Here is a 22727-nt window from a genome sequence, read left to right on the forward strand (position 1 = left end):
CCGGCATACGAGATTGCAAGTCCCCATTCACTGCCGTCGGCAAACAAAGCCTTGTAGCTTTCGATGTATGGTGGGGATGAAATGATTAATATATCACGTATTCCGGCCATCATCAGCACTGATAGCGGATAATAGATCATTGGCTTGTCATACACTGGGAGAAGCTGTTTGTTTACGGCTAACGTCGCAGGATACAAGCGCGTTCCCGAGCCGCCGGCCAAGATAATCCCTTTCATTGCACATCCTTTCGCAACACTTCTGAACTTAAAAGTGCCGCCAATACGTCACTAAGCGGCTCACGCCAATGTTTGGGCACAATTCCGAAGTCTCTTCCTATTTTCGCCAATGAAAGCGCAGAGTTTTTTGGCCTTCTTGCAAGAGTCGGAAACTCATCGGAAGTAATGCACTCGCGCCTTGGGACCGCGTAACCGAGGGCTTCACATTGTTTAAAAATCTCGTCCGCGAAAGCAAACCAAGTGGCCTCGCCTTCGTTAGTAAAGTGGTACGTACCCACGGGAGCGGAGCGTTCACCTAACAACGTGATCGTCATTGCCGTGATGGTCTCCGCGATTGCGCCCGCAGAGGTCGGAGAGCCTTGCTGGTCGTTGACCACTCGCACAATGGAGTTACCGGTGCGCAGACGAAGCATCGTCTTCACGAAGTTTGAACCATGTTCGCTAAACACCCACGCTGTTCGCAGAATAATATGGCGTGGATTTCCCGTCCGGATAGCTTGTTCTCCCGCCTCCTTTGACGCGCCATACACACCAAGCGGCGAAACGTGATCGTTCTCGATGTAGGGTCCATCCTTCGACCCATCGAATACATAATCCGTTGACACGTGAAGAATCGGGATGCCGCGCGTCTTGGTGATTGCGGCCATTATCGCTGGCGCTAAGGCATTCACCTTCCAAGCCGTTTTGACATCCATTTCGGCGCGGTCCACCGCTGTATAGGCACCTGAATTGACAACCGCTGAAAAGTCGTTTGCATCTAGATATTGTTCGATATTGTGGCAATCACTCAGGTCGAGTTCCTGCCGGGTCGGCGCAACTAATTCTATATCACTCGGCCACCGACAACGGAGTAACTCCTTCCCGACCTGTCCCGAGCCGCCGGTAATGAGAATCCGCCGCTTGTTCATGCACCCAACCCTCGCCGTTTGGCCGCCACGGTTTGATCAAGAATTTCGGACCACCAATCACGGTTGCTCAGATACCACGCGACCGTTTTCTCAATGCCGCTTTCGAAGCTTTCAATCGGCTTCCAGCCAAGTTCAATAGCAATCTTCGCTGGGTCGATCGCATACCTCTGGTCATGCCCAGGTCGATCAGCGACATATGTGATCTGATGCGAATAGGAGCCGCCATCCTCGCGGGGGTGCAACCGGTCCAATATCGCACAGACGGTCTTCACCACTTCAATGTTCCGGCGCTCAGAATTCCCGCCCACATTGTAGGTCTGGCCGGGTTTACCCTTTTCAAACACATGTTGCAGTGCACGAACATGGTCCTCGACATAGAGCCAATCGCGAACATTCGTGCCATTTCCATAGACAGGAAGCGGTTCACCAGCGAGCGCCTTCACGATCATCAATGGGATCAGCTTTTCTGGAAAGTGATAGGGGCCGTAATTGTTCGAGCAGTTGGTGATCAGGACTGGCAGACCAAATGTGTGCCCCCAAGCGGAGACGAGGTGGTCCGATCCAGCTTTGGACGCCGAATAAGGGGAGCGGGGATCATACGGCGTTGTCTCGGTGAAGAAGCCGGTTTCACCGAGCGAACCGAAAACCTCGTCCGTCGAAATGTGATGGAAGCGGAATTGCTCAGCGCGCTCGCCTTCGAGCGTGCGCCAATAGTCCAGCGCAGCGGCCAGCATGGTGTAGGTACCGACAAGGTTCGTCTGTATGAATGCCCCCGGCCCGTCGATCGACCTATCCACGTGCGATTCTGCCGCCAAATGGGTAATCACATCAGGCTGGGAGTCATTGATGGCTGCCGCCACGACTCGCTCATCGCAGATATCACCTTGCTTGAAGCGATATCTTGGCGAAGAGGCAACCGAAGACAGAGACGTCAGCGTACCAGCATATGTGAGTTTGTCGAAATTCAACACTTCATGTTCGGTGTTCTCAATGAGGTGCCGAACCAGGGCCGATCCAATGAAGCCGGCGCCGCCGGTGACAAGAATGCGCATGCTCATTCCTTCCGAGATTTACATTTCTACCAGCTCGAGCTGAGTGCCGTCGTAGTCGAACGGACTATCGAAGTCACGCAGCCGCGGCTGCTGCCCGTCCTTGAGGCTCAGGATTGGGTCAACACCCAGAGGCAGGGGCCACTCGATACCGATCTCAGGATCATTCCAGAGAATGCCACCATCATTCGCCGGAGAATAAAGATTGGACACTTTGTAAGTCACTTCGGTCGAGGTTTCGAGCGTCACGAACCCATGAGCGAAACCGACGGGTACATAGAGCTGGTGACCGTTCTCCGCGGAGAGCTCAGCGCCGACCCATCGCCCGAACGTCGGCGAACTACGACGGATGTCAACGGCGACATCAAAAATGCGACCGCGGATGCAACGAACGAGCTTAGCTTGCGCGAAAGGTGGCGTCTGGAAATGCAATCCTCTTAACGTCCCAATAGGAACTGAGAGCGAGTGGTTGTCCTGAACGAAACGATCTGTGATGCCGTATCCAGAGAACGCCTTTTCGCTGTAGATTTCAGAGAACCATCCCCTGTCGTCGCCAAATCGTTTGGGGCGAAGCAACACAACCTTGGACGCCATTAGCAATACCCTATATATAAAGATCGAAGGCCACCGGCCCAGCGCAATGTGCGACAGGGCACTACGCTTGCCACTTCTTAAAAACCTCAAGACCCGTATCCGCTGCCGCCATCATTTGCAAGACCGCTTGCCGCGTCGCAACAGCAATTGTCTCACAGGTCTCCAGATCATCGACAAGCTGCAAAATGGCTTCGCGCCAGGCGGCAGCGCTGTAAGGAAGGCGCAGCTCAGAATCCTCGCCGGAATAACCGTAGGCTGCGCCCTCGGAAAACACACCCGCCGCTTTGTATCGGGCAACATCGATCCGCTTTGTAGGCGCACGGCTATCGTTAACGCGCGACGGGTGAAGCGGGACGAGCATCACATCGATAGTGCGGCTGTCGCCGTCAGCGAGGTATTCGCTCCAGGGTTGTGGTTTGCGGACCGACACGCGCGCCAACCCTTCCCAGATCGATGCGGCACGGCCGTCTGCAAAGACTTCGAAGTGCACATGCGGTCGTTGCGCCAAGACTTCCTCGATGACCGGGCGCAGAAAGCGGTGCTCTTCGAGGTGAACGCCAGTCGCGTGGTAAGCAATCAAAACCTGATCTGATGCCGAATTCGCAACGTGATCAGATCCAGGCGATTGCTGCCTCCATAATGTTTCGGGAGGAGCCGGGGGCAGCACCTGAACCTCCTCATCCAACTGCAATGTCGAAGCCAAATGCGGCGTCGAAGCCCAGACTATATCGAGGTGGCGATTGAGACGGCGCAGCGGCCACAGCGCTCGAAAACACAGGACAAGGCGATACCGAAGGCTCGCATCTCGGCCTGTGACCACTGCCGGGATATCGTCATCGACAAAAAGGCCTACGCCTGAAAACCGGTCAGCATTGTATTCAAGCCACGTCAAAACCTTCGCAGAAGCATAGCGACAAACGATAATGAACGCCCCCTCGGGATCAAGGTCGGCAAGATTGCCGTGCCGGATGTCGACGACCTCAGACGGGGGCATGCCCGGCGCATCGAGCCGAGCAGCAAAATAATAGTCAAAAGTCGGGTTCGGCATCCGCCCGAAGACGATGATCCGTTTGACAGGCCCACGTAGACGACCGGTCGCACCTCGCCTCAATTTCGGGCGCGGCAACTTGCGCTCGATCCAAAGGGCAAGCCGTTCTCTCAGGTCGGTCATCGTGATGACCTCGGAGCTAGGTCGCGCGGGCAGGCCTCGAGAACGAAATCCTCCGCGATCAGAGAGAGGTTCGGGTTGTGATACGGATCATTCCGCAAAATATCGCCCCACCGCTGATACACCGTCTGTTCCTCGCGCGCGAAACGGCCCAGCTTTTCAGGTGTATTGTCCGCACCTCGAGAGACCGATTCCCTATGCAGCATGGCGCTATCGGGTGTCCAAACAATCGTGCATCCCGCCTGCCGCACCTTGACGCAGTAGTCGACATCGTTGAACGCAACGGTCAAATTGCTCTCATCCATCCCGCCAATTTGCATCCAAAGGCCTTTGCGTGTCAGCAGGCAAGCTGCGGTGACTGCCGAGATCTCCCGCCGCTCACTCAAGAGACCATTGTCCTCACCGGATTGCGGGTGCAGGAAATGAAAGCTGTGCCTTGCAACAGTCCCCGCCCCGAGCGTAACACCGCCGTGTTGCACGTAACCATCTGGGAAAAACAATAGGCTGCCCGCGGCGCCGACATCGGGATCATCTAACTCCCGCGCAAGATTCGAAAGCCATCCCGGCTGCAATGGTTCGACGTCATTGTTGAGCAAAAGGATGAATTCGTTGCGCGATGCTTCGACACCAAGATTGCAGGCCCGTGAAAAATTGAACCCACCTGGCAGCGGCAGACGACGGATACGCCCAGCCTTCTCATAGCGGTCCATAAGAGCAAGAGCTGCGGGCTCGCTGCTGTCATTGTCGATGACAATAACATCCAGATCAACGCCATCGGTGCTTTCAAAAAGGCCCTTTAGACATGCCTCTAGCAGGTCAGCTCGATCCCGCGTCGGAATGATGACGCTCACCTTGGGCACGTCAGTTGCATCCGCTTTCAATCGAACAGGTCCCATCATTCGCTGGTATGGAGCGTCTCTGTGCAAGAGGACCCGAGGCACATGAAGAACCGCATCGCGGCGGCCCTTTGCAGCTTTGGCGATCACCTCGCCCATCGGCAGCTTCTCGAGGTCCAAGCCCTCCGGCAGGTCAGCCAGGCGGACAAGGGCGCCGTCCAATGGGAGCCAACCGGATTGAGCAAGGGGCGGGTTCCAGGCCGGCTTGAAGAACGGATCGATCCGGCGACCACGCTTATTGACACGATCTTCGTCGCTGTAGACCGCGGCCACCGAAGACGAGAAAGCGAAGGGGCGGGAAAGCCTCTCCAAAGCGCGCGGCGCCAGGCGCATGCCCGCGGGAAGCCGCATCCATAGTTGCGGTCGGGCTGCGTTCCCATCTTTCATACCTGCGACTTCACTGGCAGGCATCTCGGCGTGGTTGCGCCAGGTCTGGGTGGCGAGTGAAGCGCGTGTTTCGGCGACGGCCTGCTCAGCGCCGCGCCCAATCGAAACGAAGACGAAAGGTTCTGTTGGCCAATCTTGTGGCGCGTCAGAGACCTCCGCGCGCTCCGCCACCTGCTGGGCGTCGATCCATTCGTCATAGCTCGGCGCGGACAAAGCGTCGACTTGCCTGGCAAAGCGAAACGTTGCGCCTTTCACGTTGCGCGCCATGAGAAGACGAAGAATACGAAGAATGAACAAGGGTCGTTGCAGAACCAGGGTAATCCCGATTTCGAGCAGCGACAGCCGCCGCACGTTTATTTCCGGGGTAACGTCCGCGGATATTTCTGCTGTTGCTTCGTCGGCGAAAAGCGTTGCGCCTTCGAATTGCACCGGCAGCCATCCATAAAACCGTCCGCGACCTTTGCTGTTCACCAGGAAAGAGCGGAAGACCGTAGCCGGTACTCTGCCCTTACGATGCAACGCCAAGCGCGGGCGCAGACCCAAACGGTGGCCTGGATCCTTAACCGTTAGAACGACAGCACGGTCGGCATAATCTTCCAGCGCAGCCTTGAGCGGCACTTTGAATTCGACCTGTGAAGCGTCAGCCATCATTCTCTATCTTGCAATTCAGCGAAACCGGAGTCGGTATGCCGCTTATGCCAGAGCTTTGAATGAAATTTAACTCATAATTCCAGTTATCTGCGCAAACCGAATATCCATGCATCCAATGCTGTTTCAGGCAGGTGCTAGCTTGATCGTCCGAGCTCGGCGCGCGGCTACTTTTGTAGGCCTACCTGCACAATCCGGCTTTGGTTAAGGATCACCGGCTGACGAGGCCAGGGCTGCCTCCGCCTATCGGCGTCATGATTGTTGCGTGTTCGATAAATTGGCCTTCCCCGCCAAATTAGCAATCTTTCCAAGCACACAATGTGGACGCCCGTAAGATCTGCGCGCACGAAGGCTCGCGACGAACGGCTGGCCTCGGCCCTCCATGCGACCTTCATTTGATGACGTGCTTAAAGAAATGAAAGCGGCGCCAACGACGAAGCTTCTGAAATTGTTGGAGCATGAAATTGCGTCTTGTGCTCACCGTTGGCGGCGTCGCCCCGGGGCATTACTGGCACCGTCCGCATAGGCCCTTCTATGATACCCCTGCCGGTACTCAGGAAAGCCTGCGATCTGTCTAGAACAACGCAGTGTTGGCCAGATTGACAACAGCGGCGATTGTTGGCATATTAGCCAACATGGATGCGCAAAAAATCACCGAGCACAAAAACGTTGAAGCAGACGGCAGCATCATCCAGTTTGTCATCTGGAAGCTGCCGGAACCCGTTCCCCCGACCACGCACGGTTTCAAGTATCGCATGGTCTATATTCGAAACCGCGAGCGCGTCGTCGGTTTCGATAACGAGCGCGGCAAGGGTGATCATATGCATCTGGACGGCAAGGAGTATCCTTACCAGTTCACGTCGCTTGAGCAACTCATTGAGGACTTCATGTCCGAGATCGAAAAACGGAGGCAGTCATGAGGACATTGACCATCACGACGAACACCGATTGGAAATCGGCCCTGCGCGCCGCCGGAGAGAAGGCCACGGTGGGTCTTGCCACCGGGACCTATCAGGGCGAGACGCTGAATTTTGCTACTCCCGGAGCGTTTTTCTCCCACCTTACCGAACGTCGATGGGAGATGCTGAACGAGCTTCTTAGGAGTGGAACGATCGGAGTCCGTGAACTTGCGCGCCGGCTAGGACGAGACGTCAAGCGCGTGCATGAAGACGCTGCGGTGCTTGTTAATCTAGGACTAATCGAGCGTGATGAACGTGGCGCACTTACATGCCCCTTCGGAAACATTCACGTTGACATGGTAATGACGTCCGCAAAATCGGCGGCGTAGGTGTCCTCCCTAGAAAGGGATGCTGAGAAGACGTAAGGCCGTTGTCCTAATCTTACCGCGCAGGCACTTGGGTAAGGACAAACGGCCGGAATTCCGCTCATCGGCGCGCCGGTTATCGTTGCGTTACGCCCGCCGGCTCCGCTGAACGCCAAAACTCCGTGATCTTCTCTTCTCGATCTCACTGCGATGTTCTGTAGGAGACATGTCTCTCCCCATTTTCATGAAGATCGGTTCAGCATGATAACTTGCGCCGGGTCTCCGACGCCGGTTAATTCGCCCGCCCTTTAAGGTCTGGCACGCGCACTCGATTTAAACACCTCTCGGGAAAACCTGCGGGTTCCTAAGGATAATCCCAGCCCCCTGAGACAGATCGGGTTCAACTTGCTCAGGGATTTCAAACTCCACTCGAACACCATCTTTGGTCGTACCAGCGACAGTCAATCCATCGGGCCGATGTAAGATGCGCTCGATATCCACGGGAATACCTCCCGCATCCTTCTGCCAAACCACATCCCGTGGCCTTACGAATACCTCGACAGGACCAACTTCGCTGGACGCGATACCAGTGGCCGTTTCGCCGACAAAAACGAAACCGTCCCGTGCCACGCCTGGAAACTTATTAACGTCCCCGAGAAACTGCATGACAAATGCCGAGCCCGGATGCCGGCAGACTTCTGCAGGGGTGCCCTCCTGCACGATCTTGCCTTCATTGAGGACCACTACGCGGTCGGCCAGGTCGAGCGCCTCTTCCTGGTCATGCGTCACGAACAAGGTCGTAATGCCGAGTTCGTCGTGAATCTCGCGAAGCCAGCGGCGGAGATCCCGGCGGACGTTGGCATCGAGAGCGCCGAAAGGCTCGTCGAGAAGCAGCACCTTCGGATCGACGGCAAGAGCGCGGGCAAGGGCTACACGCTGACGCTGACCGCCGGAAATCTGGCCGGGGAAACGGTCGCCAAGCCCTTCGAGCTTTACCAACCGCAGGAGTTCCGAGACACGTGTCGCGATCTCCGACTTGCTCCGCTTGGTCTTGGAAACCTTCATGCCGAAGGCGATGTTCTCAGCAACGGTCATATGCGGGAAGAGCGCGTAGTGCTGGAAGACGAAGCCGACGCCGCGGTCACGCACCGGTATGTCGGTCGCGTCCTGATCGCCGAAATAGATGTGGCCGCCGTCGGCATATTCGAGCCCGGCCACCATGCGCAGGATTGTCGTCTTGCCGGAGCCCGAGGGACCAAGGAGTGCCACCAGTTGTCCGCTCTCGATGTCGAGCGAGACACCATGCACGGCGCGGAACGTGTCGAAGGTCTTCACGACCTGCTCGAGACGGATTTTCATGGTCGGGTTCCTGCATTCTGTTCTTTGGCTGCGGCAGCAAGCGCCGGCCGGCGGCCTGCGCCGCGACGCTCAAGCGCGACCTTGGCAATGATGGTGACGACGGCGAGCGTCGCAAGGATTGAGGCAGCGGCAAAGGCGCCCGCCGCCTGGTAGTCGTGATAAAGCAGTTCGATATGGAGCGGCAGCGTGTTGGTCTGGCCGCGAATATTGCCGGAGACCACGGAGACCGCACCAAACTCACCCATGACCCGGGCGTTGCAGAGTACCACGCCGTAAAGCAGCGCCCATTTCACATTGGGAAGCGTGACGGAGAAGAACGTGCGCCAGCCTGACGCGCCAAGCGAGGTTGCCGCCTCTTCGAGGTCCCTGCCCTGCGCCTGCATCAATGGAATGAGCTCACGCGCCACGAAAGGTGCCGTCACGAACATCGATGCAAGCACAATTCCCGGCAGGGCAAACAGGATCTTGATATCCGCAGCCTCCAGCATAGGGCCGAACAACCCTTGCAGACCGTAGACGAAGAGATAGGCGACGCCGGCAACGATCGGCGAGATCGAAAATGGGATCTCGATCACGACGAGAAGGAAGCGTCGTCCCCAAAAATCGAACTTGGTGATTGCCCAGGCGGCCGCAAGACCGAAGGCGGTATTGATAGGAACGGCGATCAACGCGGTTGCCACCGTCATGAAAATGGCGTGGCGTGTATCGGGATGAGCGATGGTCGCCACATAGGCTTTGAGCCCCTGACCGAATGCTTCGACGGCAATCACGATGAGGGGTGCGAGCACCAAAATGGCACCGAAGAACAGGGTCGTGCCAATCAACACACGGCGTATGATCGGCCCATCGCCGACGCGCGGCGGTTTGCGTCTGGTCGGTCTCATGCTCAAGACCTCGCGGTGTAGCGCAAGGCACGGGCCTGCAGGAGATTGGTGGCTGCCAGCATCAGGAAGGCGGTGATCAACAGCACCGACGCAATGGCGGCGGCGGCCTGATAATCGTATTCCTCAAGCCGGATGAAGGCGAGCAATGCGGTGATTTCGGTTTCCATCGGCTGATTGCCGGCGATGAAGATGATCGCGCCGAACTCGCCCAGCGACCGGGCGAAGGACAGTGATAGGCCCGCGAGCAGCGCCGGCATCAGCAAGGGCAGGATAACGCGCACGAAAATGGAGCTGTCCGATCCGCCGAGCGATTGGGCCGCCTCCTCCAGTGCAGGATCGAGGTCTTCAAGCACCGGCTGTACCGTACGGACGATGAAGGGCAGGCTGGTGAAACACATGGCCACCATGATGCCGATTGGCGTGTACGCCACCTTGATACCGAGGGGTGCTAGAAGTGCTCCGAACCACCCATTGGCCGAAAACAGCGTCGTCAGCGCAATGCCGGCCACGGCCGTCGGCAGGGCAAAAGGCAGATCGACAATCGCGTCGATGATCCGACGCCCAGGGAAGCGGTAGCGAACGAGTACCCAGGCAAGCGCCAGGCCGAAGACGAGGTTGAAGGCGGTGGCAACAAGGGCCGAAAGCACGGTGACGCGGTAGCTGGCGACAGCGCGCGGTGAAGAGACGATCGCCCAGTATTCGGCAGGTCCAAGGCTCGCCGCCTTAAAGACCAGCGCCGCCAAGGGCAACACGACGATCAGCCCTACGTAAAAGAGGGTGATGCCCAGCGACAGAGGCAGGCCGGGCAGGACATTGCGTTTCAATTGATCGCCTCCACGGCGGCATAACTTTCATTCATGGCAACCCGGCGAGCAGAACGCGCCGGGTAAATTGGATCGGTTTGATGTCGCGGTTTTCAGCGATTGCCGTAGATCTGGTCGAGCGCAGCGCCGGAAGCGAAATGCTCGTCCTTGATCTTGCCCCAGCCGCCGAACACGTCCTCGACCGTGACCAGGCGGATCTCCGGGAACTGATCCTTGAATTCCGCCGCTACTTTCTCGTTGTGCACGCGGTGGCCATATTCAGCGGCAATCTTCTGGCCCTCGTCGGTATAAAGGAAATCGAGATAGGATTTTGCCAATTCGCGCGAACCGCGCTTGTCTGCCACCTTGTCGACCACCGCAACAGGGAATTCCGCAAGCAGGCTGACGGAAGGCACGATGCTTTCGAACTTGTCGGTGCCATACTGCTTGGCGATCGAGCGGGTCTCCGCCTCGAAGGTGATGATCACGTCGCCGATTTCGCGCTCGACAAAGGTTGTCGTTGCCGCGCGGCCGCCGGTATCAAAGACCGGAACGTTGTCGAAGATCTTCTTGACGAACTCCGTGACCTTGGCCGGGTCGTCCTTGAAGGCTTCCTTGGCATAGGCCGTTGCCGCCAGATAGGTGTAGCGCGCATTGCCCGATGTCTTCGGGTTCGGGAAGATCACCTTGACGTCGTCACGCGCAAGATCGCCCCAATCCTTGATGCCCTTCGGATTGCCGGCGCGTACCAGGAAGGACGGGAAGGAATAGAACGGCGAAGCATTGTTCGGAAACTCCTTCTGCCAGCCCTCGGCGACGAAACCGTTCTTTGCCAGGAAGTCGATGTCGGTGACCTGGTTGAAGGTGACGACATCGGCTTCCAGACCTTCGACGATCGCGCGCGCCTGCTTCGATGTGCCGGCATGCGACTGGTCGACGGTGATCCCCGGATGCGCCTTGATGAAGGCTTCGTTCTCGGCCGCAAAGACTTCCCGCGCAACATCGTAGGAGGCATTGAGAAGGGAGGTCGGCGCTTCGGCAAGGGCCGGTCCGCTCAGGAGCGCAACAATGGCAGCGCCCGCGATCAGCAGTTTCTTCATGGGTATCTCCGGTGGGATAGAGGCGGCAGGTTAGATGAAACCTAACGGCCGCTATCGGAGACGACGAGGCACCATGATCTTCGCTTGTTTCGCGATCGAGAAAAATCGCCTAACGAATTCGGATATCAGAGAAAATGGCGTTGCGGCCGTGGCCCGCGACCTAACGATCGGAGGTTGCCGACGCCTCTTGCGTCGGGGCCGATTGCGAAGGTCGTTTGAGGCTGATGGCCGGTGCCTCGCCTTCAAACGTCTCCACCCGGCGGTCATAGACTGGCGAGATCGTGCCGAGAACACGGTCCCAAAAGGAGAAATAGTTCGCGTAGTTGTAATTGAATTCGGCGTGATGCTGGTCGTGATAGGTTGTGCACAACAGCGGCCACGGATAGCGCGCCGTCGGCGAGGCAAAATACTCGAACCCCGCATGGCCGAAGGTGCCATTGATCTGGTCGAACAGCCTGTGCGCCAGCAGGATCAGCGGCGGAAACGGCACGATGAAGACGATGACGGCGTAATAGCCCTGCGACAAGGCCGTATCCACGAGACCGATCGAATCGTTGCTCCACACGGTCGGGGCGACACTTCGATGGTGCAGCAGGTGATATTTGTAGAACAGCTTGGTGTGCAGCAGCCGGTGCGCGAAATAGAACCAGGCGTCGAACAGCACCATGCAGAGCAGGAAGAGTGGTACCGCCGTCCACCAACTGAAGGCCCAGGGCGTGAACAATGTCCAGCCCTGATACTGGGCAAAGAGACCGATCGCGACCGATGTGCAGGTCACGAGGATCGACGCCATGCTCTGACGGATCTCGACCGCCTTTCGCTTCTCCCCTCGCCGCCCCTTCTGGATGCGCCGCTCCGGATTGCGATCATTGAGCCAGGTGATGCCGTAGCCGAGCGCAAAATAAACGAGCACCGTCGCGGCGTAGATGACCGCAAGAATGGCGAGAAAAGTCAGGGTGCCCTGGACGAACGCGTTCAAGTGGAAATCCAGTGCTGCTTGCGTGGGAGATAATCAGACCGCTAAATACACCAACCAGACCGAGCAAGGCAAGGCAAGCCCCGGCTCAAACCCGCTCAAGATCCGACAGAAACGCGTTCAGTTCCGTTTGGTCTATCCAGACGAGATGGGCTTTGTCGGGATAGGCGCCGGACCGCACGTCTTCGGCAAACTCCGCAAAGGCGGCGATGCGCTCGCGTTGAAGCCGCTCATATTCAGCGGCGAAGTTGCGATAGATTTTTGCGTGACGGGGAACGTGGCCACGATTGGCACCTAGCACGTCATCGCTGAAGAGATACTGCGCGTCGCAGCCCGTGCCGGCGCCCATCGACAGCATGAGCATCGATGACTTCGCGCTGATCGCGGCGGCGACCTCGCCGGGCACCACTTCGATCTCGGCGGCAAAGGCGCCCGCCTCTTCCAACGCTTTTACCTGGCGCCAGATCTCGATGGCGCTTGCCGCCGTCTTGCCGACGGCGCGAAACCCGCCGGTCCAGGTGGCCTTCGACGGGATGAGGCCGACGTGCCCGCAGACCGGGATACCCTCTTCGCGCATGCGGCGAACGGTAGAAAGGCTTGCCGCGCAGTAAACCGCGTCGCCTCCCGCTTTGAGCGCCTTGAATGCGGCGCGGATATATTCGTCGGCCGTGACCAGATCGCCATATTCGAGGCCCGGAAAGGCAAAACAGGTCGGGGCCACTTCGCGAAACTCCGGCCCAAGCAGCGCCGGCGGCACGGAGACCAGGTCGATGCCAGCCGCTTCGGCGGCCTCCGCCTCATCCAGCGTTTCGACCCGCAGCATCGTCAACTGTCTCTTGCCTTTCATCGAAAGAAGGTCGGCAACGGTCGGGCGGCGGTTTCGCATCAGGATCTCCGGGTATCGGTTGTTATTATAACAAGGGGAAAAAGCATCGTGCCTCAGGCGGCGAGCAATGCCTTCAGCTTGATGTCGATTGAGCCGAGCGCCTGCGGATCCGGAGTTTTCCCGGCAGCAATCAGCATCTCGGCAAGGCGGATGTCGCGAGCGATCGCGTTTCCTGTGCCGATACCGCTCGCACTGATCAGTCGACCGCTGGCGTCAAGATGAAAGAGAATGAAGGCGCCATCGCCAAGGTCCCGCTGCACCGTCATCACAGCACTATCGGCAAGGCCGGCGATCTGCAGGGTCAGGTCATATTGATCGGACCAGAACCAGGGCACGCTCACAATCGTCTCGGCAGCACCGAGCAGATTGGCCGCCGCAAGTGTTCCCTGGTCCTGCGCGTTTCGCCAGGCTTCAAGCCTTATGCGTCGACCACCGTAGTGCCCGAGCGGATAGGAGCAGCAATCGCCGGCCGCAAAAATGTCGGGGTCTGAGGTGCAAAGCGTCTCATCGACGGCGATGCCATTGTCGATGGCAAGGCCGGCAGCCTCGGCCAAGGCCGTGTTCGGCACCGCTCCAATGCCGACTACGACCAGGTCGGCGACAAGAATGTCTCCGTCGGCAAGCCGAATTTCAACCTGCTCTTCGCGTTCTTCGATGCCGGCGATCCTGGAATTGCAGCGAATGTCCACACCTTCCAGTCGATGCCGCGCGGCAACGACGGCGGCGATTTCTTCCGGCACACCGCGGGAAAGCACCCGTGGCAGGCCCTCGAGGAGAACGACATCTGCGCCGAGCTTGCGGGCGGTCCCTGCGAGTTCCAGGCCGATAAACCCGCCACCGATAATGGCCAGCACCTTGCCTGGTGCGAGCTTTGAGCGGATGGCAGCAGCATCCGCATGCGTCCGAAGCATCCGGATTAGTGGTGATGCCTCTGACAGGCCCGGCAATGACCTTGGCCTCGCACCAGTGGTCAGCAACAACCTGTCGTAGGAGAGCTGCCGGCCGTCGGCGAGCCGTACCGTTTTCGCATCGCGATCGATGGCCGCCACCGGCGTATCGGTGAGTACCTGGATCCCGGCAGCCTGATAGCGCGCGGCGTCGGCGACGAATTTGGGATCAAGCGGTCCAGCCAGACCTTCCTTCGAGAGTGGCGGCCGCTCGTATGGCAGATGCGGTTCGGCACCAATCAGCGTGATGTCACCCTCATGGCCCTTTTCCCTGAGTGCAAAAGCTGCCCTCGCACCACACTCGCCGGCGCCGACAATGACAATCCTGTTCATGTGCCTCTCCCAATGTTTCCTTGGACGCCTTGAGCTCGCTTAGGCGACCGCGATGAAGACGCTGCCGGCCTCGACCTTGACTGGGTAGGTCTTCAGGTTGACGCAGACGGGGGCGCCCTTGGCTTGGCCGGTCTTGTAGTTGAAGCGACCATTGTGTTTCGGACACTCGATGATGTCGTCCATCACCAGGCCATCGGCGAGGTGGATGTGCTCGTGGGTGCAGAGACCGTCGGTCGCAAAATATTCGTCGTCGGGACTGCGGTAGACGGCAAAGGTGCGTCCGTCATGGTCGAAGCGGATCACATCCTCTTCGTCGATCTCGTCGGCCGCACAGACCTCGATCCAGTTTCCACTCATGGTCTTTCCTCCAAATGCTGTTGTTTGCTGGCGTGCCTATTCGGCAGCATGCACCAGGGCATCGCTGTGAAACTCTTCGCGATAGGGTTTTGCCGTCGGCGGCAGGTCGCGCTTGAGGAAATAATCCTCGTTCCTCAGCTGGCGCAGGAAGGCCGGGATCATCTCGCGGTAGCCGTGGAGCATGGATGGATTCGGCTCCGGCAGATCGTGCTTGATCATGGCGTGAAGCCGCGGCAGCGCATGGTAGGGGACCATCGGGAACATGTGGTGCTCGACGTGGTAGTTCATATTCCAATAGATGAAGCGGCTGATCGGGTTCATGTAGACCGTGCGGCTGTTCAGCCTGTGGTCCGTGACGTTGTCGGCAAGCCCGCCGTGCTGCAGGAGGCCCGTCAGCACATGATGCCATGCACCATAAAGGCGCGGCAGGCCGATCAGCATCATCGGCAGGATCGAGCCGAGATAGAACGACAGGCCGATTGTTGCGAGATAGATCGCAAACCAGATCCGCGCGATCCTGATTGCTTTCGGCTGCTCCATGTCCGGAATGAAGGTTTTCTCGGCTGCGCTGATGACGCCGAAGGCATTGCGCACCATGTCGATGACGGCATGCCAGACATCGAGAATGCCGAAAAAGTTCAAGATGAGCCGGAGCAGATCCGGCGGCCGCATGACGGCGATTTCAGGGTCCCGACCAACGATGACAGTGTCGGTGTGGTGACGCGTGTGGCTCCAGCGCCAGGTCACCGGATTGCGCATGATCATGAAACAGGCGACCTGATAGACGACGTCATTCATCCACATCGTCTTGAACGCCGTGCCATGGCCGCATTCATGCCAACGGCTGTCAGAAGCCGAGCCATAAAGAACGCCATAGACGAGAAAGAAGGGAACGGCCCACCATGTCCCCCAGAAGTAGACGCCGAGGCCGCCGAAGAGGATGAGGCTGGCGAACCAGATGGCCGTATCGCGGATCGCCGGGCCATCCTCGCGCTTCATCAGTTCCTTCATCTGCTTGCGCGGGATCTCCGTGTGATACCACTCCGCCGCAGACAGCCCGTTGGCGACCGCGGCCTGAGCGTCGCGGCCAAGCAAGCTGTAATCACGCTTCGTCGGAACCATCGCCATCCGGATTCTCCTCCCGCAATCGACCACACGCCGGCGGCCGCTCCTCATCTCTTGGAACTGACGATAGGTTGACTTTTGCAAGTCCTCAATGCAGTGATGATATATTCTCTCAAATACCATCATATCTTGCATTTCATGTATGATGGAATAGTTTCAGGGGCAGCCATGAGCAACAGACCGACAATTGCCGATCTTGCCCGAGCCGCGGGCGTCAGCGTTGCAACCGTCGACCGCGTGCTCAACGGCCGACATCCCGTGCGCGAAGAGACGGCGCGACGGGTCTATGATGCGGCCAAGTCCATCGGCTACCACGCGGTCGGCTTGCTTCGTCAGCGGGTCTTCGAGGACCTTCCGCAATACCGCCTCGGTTTTCTCCTGCAAAAGCCGCAACAATCCTTCTACCAAACTGTGGCCAAAGAGATCCAGAACGCAGCGCTCGCGCTGTCAAACGTCCGCGCCCTGCCCCAGATCGAATTCGTCGCCAACTCCACACCGACGGGTATCACCGAGAAGCTGAAGGCAATGGCTGCCCGCAATCAGGCGATTGCCCTCGTCGCGCCCGATTATCCGGCGGTGACCGCAGTGGTCGAAGAACTGAAGGAACGCGGGATCCCGGTTTTCTCCCTGCTTTCCGACTTTGCAGCCGGCATCCGCGAAGGTTACATCGGCTTGAACAATCACAAGGTCGGCAGGACAGCGGCCTGGATGATTGCCAAGGCTGCGAAGAGACCGGGCAAGGTCGCAGCGTTCGTCGGCAGCCATCGCTTTCTCGGCCATGAACTGCGTGAAATCGGCTTCCGATCCTATTTTCGCGAGCACGCGTCCGAATTCGAGGTGCTCGACACCATGGTCAATCTCGACACTGCCGAGATCACCCACGAAGCGACGCTCAACCTCTTGCAACGCCACCCGGATCTGACCGGCTTCTATGTCTGCGGCGGCGGCATGGAAGGAGCAATCTCGGCGATCCGCGAGGAAAAACTCGAAGGCAAGCTGATCGCCGTCGTCAATGAATTGACGCCGGAGTCGCGCTTAGCACTCGCCGACGATGTCGTGACCCTGGCGATATCGACGCCGACGGGGGGCCTTGCACGGGAAACAATCAATCTGATGGTGCAGGCAATCGGCAAAGGGCCGACGGGGGCCCCGGGACAGACCTTCCTGCCGTTCGATCTTTTTACGCCGGAGAACATCTGACGAAGTATGTCGGTGGCCACATCAAACCGGAGTACAAGAAGGTGGACCGCATCGACCGCCGCCGCAAGGAGAACCAGAACGGCAAACGGTGCTTTCCCTGTGCGAACACAATCCCGATCGCCGAACCGCACGATCACCCGTGTAGTCAAGGGCGGCGAAACGCATCGTAGACAAGGTGTGCACGGCGGAAATGACGGTCGGGAAACAGCACCACCTGCGGTGAGCGATTTTGGCTTCGTCACTTCCCCAAGGCATATTTACATTTTCACCACGACACTATTGACACTTTCCCCGGCTTTCTATTGACACTTTCCCCGCAGGTCGCGCTCCCTCTGTCGATATTTTGGTCGTTCAAAGAAAGTTTAGTCTGAATGGACGATTGGACAGCTGCTTTCAGGAACAAAAATGGAACGTGAATTGGAAACTAGCAACTTTTAGCAGAGCAGAAAAATGGGAATGGCGCGTAATCACGGGCTCGAACCGTGGACTCGCTGATTAAGAAATCGAGGCCATAAAAAATCAGGCATTCCGTCCAGTTGTGGCAATTTCTTCGACCAGATAATCGATTGCCTGGAGGGGCTCCAACATCTCCCATGTCTTTGGATGACGATAGACAGGGTAGAGGCCGAACGCTGCGAAAGTAAGCTGATCGAGGGTGGGATGTGCAATTGTCCGTCTCGCATGGGCCAATTGGGCACGATCTTCCACGTGATCGTCTGTCAGCCCCCAGCCCGCATAAAATGGGGTCGCATAACAACGAACGGGAAGGCCACGCAAAAGTGCGTCGAAACCCATTTGGCTGGAGACGGTCCATACTTCATCGACGACGGCGAGAATGGCCGCAGCAGACACCTTGTCGGCCATCAGCGTTACGCCTGGTAACTTCGATGCCCGTTCGGTCATATAGCCCTTGCGATGACCGGCAATGACGTCCGGATGCGTGCGAACGACAATCTGCGCACCGCTTGCAAGTGCGTCATCCAACATGCGGTCAAAGGAGGTAGGCGAGCCTAAGGCCTTTTCAACGGAAACATCCCCAAACACCTGATCGACCAGCAGGATCCGGCGCCGTGTCGAGAGGTCGAGGCGAGGTTCACTGTGAGGGAGGTTGTTGTATTTCGACAGCTTGTGCGCCACCAGGGCCTCGCGGATCGGGGCACCAACATCATGCGCTAAGCCGCCAGCCGCATCGCGGATCAGCAACTCCAATCGGGAGGCGCGACCGGCATCGACCGGCAGCGCTTTATCATCGACGACAATCGAGATCGGAATACTTCCATCCTTGCCGAGACCGACGGAGCGCAGGAAACCATCCTCGAGATGCCAATGCGGAAGCTTGCGCAATCGCGCAATTCGCATCGCTGTCTGTGCTGGCAGGCGACCACCCCAGGAAACGATACCATCGAGCCTGGGGGCAAGCGTCGAGCGAAGCGGGGCATCGCCGAAATAGCGACCCAACCAAGGGAATGCGTTGTGCACGAAATAAGTCGCCCCGAGCCTTGCCCCCCATTTCGGGTGCCAGGGTCGGACTTGTGTCGCGGTTGGTGCGGGATTGTCGAGCACGTCCATATTCTCACTCTGCCAGCCATCACGGCGCGCTCCGCCAGAAATCACCTTGGAAAGGGAAATGCAAACCGAACTTGCGATACGTCGGGCGGTTGAAGACAGCTTTCTCGATCCAGGCCAACCGGGCAAGAGTTCAAGGGCAGTCGCACGCGGACGGTAGATCTGCACTGAGGTCACCTGGAATCTGATTGGATTCCATCATCTGGAAGAGACAATCTTGCAACAATGCAAGTGCTTTGACCGGACACGCGTCAACTACCTCCTAGTCATTGGTGATTTGCACGGGTAGCTATAAATGGAATGAACGTTCCATTTATAGCTACCGACGAACCACACCTGGAGGAGACATTCCCATGACCACCCTACCCTTCGCGCTTAATCACATGACAACCCCCGGCCTGCCGCTCGACGCCTTCTTTGCTCTTGCGCGATCGCTCGGCATGACTGCCGTCGAGATCCGCAACGACCTGACCGGCAATGCCATTCTAGATGGCACACCCGCAAAACACGTTACGGCACTGGCAGCAGAACATGGGTTGACCATTATCTCGATCAACGCCCTGCAGCGGTTCAATGAATGGAACGACACGCGCGCCGCCGAAGCCGCACAACTGATCTCCTATGCCAGGGACTGCGGGGCAAAAGCGCTCGTTCTTGTTCCCCTCAATGATGGCAGCGGCCAGGCCGATGGTGAGCGTCAGGCAAACCTAAAGGAAGCCCTTACGGCGCTGAAGCCGATGCTCGATGCGGCCGGTATCATCGGCCTTGTCGAGCCACTCGGCTTCGAGATCTGCTCGCTTCGCTCCAAGACGGAGGCTGTTGACGGCATAAGGGCAATCGGCGGCGAGGCTACGTTCCGCGTCGTGCACGACACCTTCCACCACCATCTCGCCGGCGAGCAAGCAATCCATCCCGAGATGACCGGTCTCGTTCATATATCCGGCGTCACTGACAGCGATGTGGCGATCGCCGATCTGCGCGATTCACATCGTGTTCTGGTCAACGAAAACGACGCCCTCGATAATGTCGGGCAGATCCGCCGCCTGAAGGCTGCAGGTTATTCCGGCCCCTTCTCGTTCGAACCTTTTGCCGATGAAGTCCATGGCGTCGCCGATCCGGCAGCCGCCCTCAAGACCAGCATGACTTACATCGAAGCCAATACCTGACCGGCAAAGCCGACAGAGCATTGCAAAACGAAGCGAGGCGTCGAAAGACACCCTTGACGACGCCCGCATAAAATGGAATACATATTCCGTAATTGCAAATCACTGGTTCTTTTATTCCGTTTTGATTGGAGCGCAGCGGGAGTACCGCTTCCAATCAGAGATGGGCGCGACCCGATGTGGTCAGCGTTTCCGGCTGGAGAAGGTGTGGCCGGGCACCAAATGTGGAGGAGAAAGACAATGAAGAAATTCCTGCTGGGTACAGCCATGGCGGTGATGATGTCGACGGCGGCCCATGCCGAAACCATCGGCGTTTCCATGGCGCAGTTCGACGACAACTTCCTGACGGTCCTGCGCAATGGCATGTCCGACTACGCCAAGACGCTCGACGGCGTCGACCTGCAGATCGAAGACGCACAGAACGACGTTTCGAAGCAGCAGAGCCAGATCCAGAACTTCATCGCAGCCGGCGTCAGCGCCATCATCGTCAACCCTGTTGATACCGACGCAACGGCCGCGATGTCGAAGATCGCCGCTGACGCGGGCATTGCGCTCGTCTACGTCAACCGCGAGCCTGTCAACGTCGACACCCTGCCGGAAAAGCAGGCCTTCGTCGCTTCCAACGAACAGGAATCCGGCACGCTGCAGACCCAGGAAATCTGCAAGATGCTCGGCGGCAAGGGCAAGGCCGTCGTCATGATGGGTGAGCTTTCCAACCAGGCTGCTCGCATGCGTACCAAGGACATCCATGACGTGCTCGCGACGGAAGCCTGCAAGGGTATCGAGATTGTCGAGGAGCAGACCGCTAACTGGTCGCGCACACAAGGCTCGGACCTGCTCACCAACTGGCTTTCTGCCGGCCTTGAGTTTGACGCCGTGATTTCCAACAACGACGAAATGGCGATCGGCGCGATCCAGGCGCTGAAGGCTGCTGGCCGTCCGATGGACAGCGTCGTCATCGGCGGCATCGACGCGACACAGGATGCGCTTGCAGCCCTGGCCGCAGGTGACCTCGACGTGACAGTGTTCCAGAACGCCGCCGGCCAGGGCAAGGGCTCTGTCGATGCAGCCCTCAAACTCGCCAAGGGCGAGCCGGTCGAGAAGAAGGTCTACATCCCCTTCGAACTTGTCACGAAGGAAAACATGGCCAGCTATCAGGCGAAGAACTGATGCTTGCATTGGGAGCGCGGGATATCTCGCGCTCCCAACCAAAACAGTCCCGCGCGGCAGGTGCGCTGATCCGGTAGATTGGCGCCTGCGAGGAGAATGGCTGGTTGACCCACCAGCTGCGAGGACTTTTCCGCGAAAGCCGGAATTGACGGGGAGGCAATGACAATGACGCTCAGTCCGACAACGATGGCCGCCGTGCGCGCCAGCGGCGCCGTACCCAACGCCGAATACCTTCTCAACGTTGAAGGCATTCGCAAGGAATTTCCCGGCGTCGTCGCGCTCGACGACGTGTCCTTCCGTCTGAGGCGCGGCACCGTCCATGCGCTGATGGGCGAGAATGGCGCCGGCAAATCGACGTTGATGAAGATCCTGGCCGGGATCTATACGCCCGATAAGGGTGAGGTGCGATTGAAGGGCGCCGACATCAGGCTGAAGTCGCCGCTCGACGCGCTCGAAAACGGTATCGCCATGATCCATCAGGAACTGAACCTGATGCCGTTCATGACCGTCGCCGAAAACATCTGGATCCGGCGCGAACCGAAAAACCGCTTCGGCTTTGTCGATCATGGCGAGATGCGCCGCATTACCGCCCGGCTGTTCGATCGCCTGAAGATCAAGCTCGACCCTGAAATCGAGGTCCGCCACCTCTCGGTTGCCAACCGCCAGATGGTCGAGATCGCCAAGGCGGTCTCCTACGAATCCGACGTGCTGATCATGGATGAGCCTACCTCGGCTTTGACGGAGCGCGAGGTCGCGCACCTGTTCGAGATCATCCGCGATCTGCGTTCACAGGGCATCGGCATCGTCTACATCACCCACAAGATGAACGAGCTCTTTGAGATTGCCGACGAGTTCTCGGTCTTCCGTGACGGCAAATATATCGGCACGCATGCTTCAAGCGAAGTCACCCGCGATGACATCATTCGCATGATGGTCGGTCGCGAGATCACCCAGATGTTCCCGAAGGAAGAGGTGCCGATCGGCGACGTCATGCTTTCGGTCAACAATCTGACGCTTGACGGCGTGTTCCACGACGTCTCATTCGACGTGCGTGCCGGCGAAATCCTGGGGATCGCCGGGCTGGTTGGCTCCGGCCGCTCGAATGTCGCCGAGACGCTCTTTGGCGTCACCCCGGCAAGCTCCGGCACCATCGCCATCGACGGCAAGACCGTTTCGATCGATAGCCCCAACACCGCCATCCGCAACCGGATGGCATTCCTGACGGAAGATCGCAAGGACACCGGCTGTCTGCTGATCCTTGACGTGCTTGAAAACATGCAGATCGCCGTACTGCAGGACCGTTTCGTCAGGGCCGGCTTTGTCTCGGAAAAGGACATCACCGCGGCTTGCGAGGAGATGAGCCGCAAGCTTCGGGTCAAGACGCCCAATCTGCAGGAGCGGATCGAGAACCTGTCCGGCGGCAATCAGCAGAAGGTGCTGATCGGCCGTTGGCTGCTGACCAACCCGCGCATCCTGATCCTCGACGAGCCGACGCGCGGCATCGACGTCGGGGCCAAGGCAGAGATCCATCGCCTCGTCACCGAACTCGCCCGCAACGGCGTTGCCGTCATCATGATTTCTTCGGAAATGCCGGAGGTGCTGGGCATGAGCGATCGCATCATGGTCATGCATGAAGGGCGCGTCACAGGCATCCTCGACCGAGCCGAAGCAACCCAGATCAAGGTCATGGAACTCGCCGCCAGCTGAG

The 22727-nt window shown here is 58.3% G+C and carries 22 protein-coding genes; 6 read left to right on the plus strand and 16 right to left on the minus strand.

Annotation, left to right across the window (positions count from 1 at the left end; genetic code table 11):
- The 6 genes from C6558_RS33160 to C6558_RS33185 all read right to left on the minus strand — a co-directional run.
- The coding region (locus C6558_RS33160) for a sugar phosphate nucleotidyltransferase (RefSeq protein WP_158268989.1) at positions 1-236 on the minus strand (236 nt) is incomplete at its 3' end.
- The gene (rfbD, locus tag C6558_RS33165) at positions 233-1144 is read right to left on the minus strand and encodes a dTDP-4-dehydrorhamnose reductase (protein ID WP_107028315.1); all 912 of its coding nucleotides are present in this window, start codon (positions 1142-1144) and stop codon (positions 233-235) included. The genes C6558_RS33160 and rfbD, both read right to left, overlap by 4 nt.
- Positions 1141-2196: a dTDP-glucose 4,6-dehydratase gene (gene rfbB, locus C6558_RS33170; RefSeq protein ID WP_107028364.1), complete on the minus strand. Its 1056-nt coding sequence runs from the start codon at positions 2194-2196 to the stop codon at positions 1141-1143. The genes rfbD and rfbB overlap by 4 nt, the downstream gene beginning before the upstream one ends.
- 18 nt (positions 2197-2214) lie before the next feature.
- Entirely contained in the window at positions 2215-2787 is a 573-nt protein-coding gene (gene rfbC / locus C6558_RS33175; RefSeq protein ID WP_107028316.1) for a dTDP-4-dehydrorhamnose 3,5-epimerase, read from the minus strand.
- A gap of 61 nt (positions 2788-2848) precedes the next feature.
- Positions 2849-3958 carry a hypothetical protein gene (locus tag C6558_RS33180; RefSeq protein WP_107028317.1) on the minus strand — a complete coding sequence of 370 codons (1110 nt, stop codon included), beginning with the start codon at positions 3956-3958 and terminating at the stop codon, positions 2849-2851.
- Positions 3955-5886 (minus strand): glycosyltransferase, encoded by a 1932-nt coding sequence (locus C6558_RS33185; protein ID WP_158268990.1) that lies wholly within the window; start codon positions 5884-5886, stop codon positions 3955-3957. The genes C6558_RS33180 and C6558_RS33185 overlap by 4 nt, the downstream gene beginning before the upstream one ends.
- 590 nt (positions 5887-6476) lie before the next feature.
- Between C6558_RS33185 and C6558_RS33190 the strand changes: the two genes are divergently transcribed.
- Entirely contained in the window at positions 6477-6806 is a 330-nt protein-coding gene (locus C6558_RS33190) for a DUF6516 family protein (protein WP_244494747.1), read from the plus strand.
- Entirely contained in the window at positions 6803-7174 is a 372-nt protein-coding gene (locus C6558_RS33195) for a hypothetical protein (RefSeq protein WP_107028319.1), read from the plus strand. Before C6558_RS33190 ends, C6558_RS33195 begins: the two co-directional genes overlap by 4 nt.
- A 309-nt stretch (positions 7175-7483) precedes the next feature.
- Here the strand turns inward: C6558_RS33195 and C6558_RS33200 are convergent, their stop codons facing one another.
- The 9 genes from C6558_RS33200 to C6558_RS33240 all read right to left on the minus strand — a co-directional run bounded on the left by C6558_RS33200 (position 7484) and on the right by C6558_RS33240 (position 15923).
- Positions 7484-8509, minus strand: coding sequence for a sulfate/molybdate ABC transporter ATP-binding protein (locus C6558_RS33200; protein WP_057204526.1), 1026 nt, complete (start codon positions 8507-8509; stop codon positions 7484-7486).
- Positions 8506-9393, minus strand: a complete 888-nt coding sequence (cysW, locus tag C6558_RS33205) for a sulfate ABC transporter permease subunit CysW (protein ID WP_107028320.1) — start codon at positions 9391-9393, stop codon at positions 8506-8508. Before cysW ends, C6558_RS33200 begins: the two co-directional genes overlap by 4 nt.
- A 2-nt stretch (positions 9394-9395) precedes the next feature.
- Positions 9396-10217 carry a sulfate ABC transporter permease subunit CysT gene (cysT, locus tag C6558_RS33210; protein ID WP_057204530.1) on the minus strand — a complete coding sequence of 274 codons (822 nt, stop codon included), beginning with the start codon at positions 10215-10217 and terminating at the stop codon, positions 9396-9398.
- A gap of 92 nt (positions 10218-10309) precedes the next feature.
- Positions 10310-11296, minus strand: coding sequence for a sulfate ABC transporter substrate-binding protein (locus C6558_RS33215; RefSeq protein WP_107028321.1), 987 nt, complete (start codon positions 11294-11296; stop codon positions 10310-10312).
- A 160-nt stretch (positions 11297-11456) separates the two neighbouring features.
- Positions 11457-12275, minus strand: coding sequence for a sterol desaturase family protein (locus C6558_RS33220; RefSeq protein ID WP_199197095.1), 819 nt, complete (start codon positions 12273-12275; stop codon positions 11457-11459).
- Positions 12276-12360: 85 nt separating this feature from the next.
- A complete protein-coding gene (locus tag C6558_RS33225; RefSeq protein WP_107028323.1) occupies positions 12361-13158 on the minus strand; it encodes a 3-methyl-2-oxobutanoate hydroxymethyltransferase in 798 nt (265 codons plus the stop codon).
- A 53-nt stretch (positions 13159-13211) separates the two neighbouring features.
- Complete coding sequence (locus tag C6558_RS33230; protein ID WP_107028324.1) at positions 13212-14438, minus strand: NAD(P)/FAD-dependent oxidoreductase; 1227 nt, start codon at positions 14436-14438, stop codon at positions 13212-13214.
- Between the two features lie 39 nt (positions 14439-14477).
- Positions 14478-14795, minus strand: coding sequence for a MocE family 2Fe-2S type ferredoxin (locus C6558_RS33235; protein ID WP_025428998.1), 318 nt, complete (start codon positions 14793-14795; stop codon positions 14478-14480).
- A gap of 36 nt (positions 14796-14831) precedes the next feature.
- The gene (locus C6558_RS33240; RefSeq protein ID WP_107028325.1) at positions 14832-15923 is read right to left on the minus strand and encodes a fatty acid desaturase family protein; all 1092 of its coding nucleotides are present in this window, start codon (positions 15921-15923) and stop codon (positions 14832-14834) included.
- Between the two features lie 165 nt (positions 15924-16088).
- Here C6558_RS33240 and C6558_RS33245 point away from each other — a divergent pair, with 165 nt between their 5' ends.
- The gene (locus C6558_RS33245) at positions 16089-17120 is read left to right on the plus strand and encodes a LacI family DNA-binding transcriptional regulator (protein ID WP_107028326.1); all 1032 of its coding nucleotides are present in this window, start codon (positions 16089-16091) and stop codon (positions 17118-17120) included.
- 519 nt (positions 17121-17639) lie between these two features.
- Here C6558_RS33245 and C6558_RS33250 read toward each other — a convergent pair.
- Positions 17640-18689 (minus strand): capsular biosynthesis protein, encoded by a 1050-nt coding sequence (locus C6558_RS33250; protein ID WP_107028327.1) that lies wholly within the window; start codon positions 18687-18689, stop codon positions 17640-17642.
- Between the two features lie 350 nt (positions 18690-19039).
- Here C6558_RS33250 and C6558_RS33255 point away from each other — a divergent pair, with 350 nt between their 5' ends.
- The 3 genes from C6558_RS33255 to C6558_RS33265 all read left to right on the plus strand — a co-directional run bounded on the left by C6558_RS33255 (position 19040) and on the right by C6558_RS33265 (position 22726).
- Positions 19040-19852: a TIM barrel protein gene (locus tag C6558_RS33255; RefSeq protein ID WP_107028328.1), complete on the plus strand. Its 813-nt coding sequence runs from the start codon at positions 19040-19042 to the stop codon at positions 19850-19852.
- Between the two features lie 237 nt (positions 19853-20089).
- Positions 20090-21019, plus strand: coding sequence for a sugar ABC transporter substrate-binding protein (locus tag C6558_RS33260; protein ID WP_107028329.1), 930 nt, complete (start codon positions 20090-20092; stop codon positions 21017-21019).
- Positions 21020-21184: 165 nt separating this feature from the next.
- Positions 21185-22726, plus strand: coding sequence for a sugar ABC transporter ATP-binding protein (locus C6558_RS33265; protein WP_025429004.1), 1542 nt, complete (start codon positions 21185-21187; stop codon positions 22724-22726).
- Position 22727 lies beyond the last annotated feature (1 nt).

Source organism: Ensifer sp. NM-2 (genome assembly GCF_003024455.1).
In the GTDB taxonomy this organism is placed as follows: domain Bacteria; phylum Pseudomonadota; class Alphaproteobacteria; order Rhizobiales; family Rhizobiaceae; genus Ensifer; species Ensifer canadensis.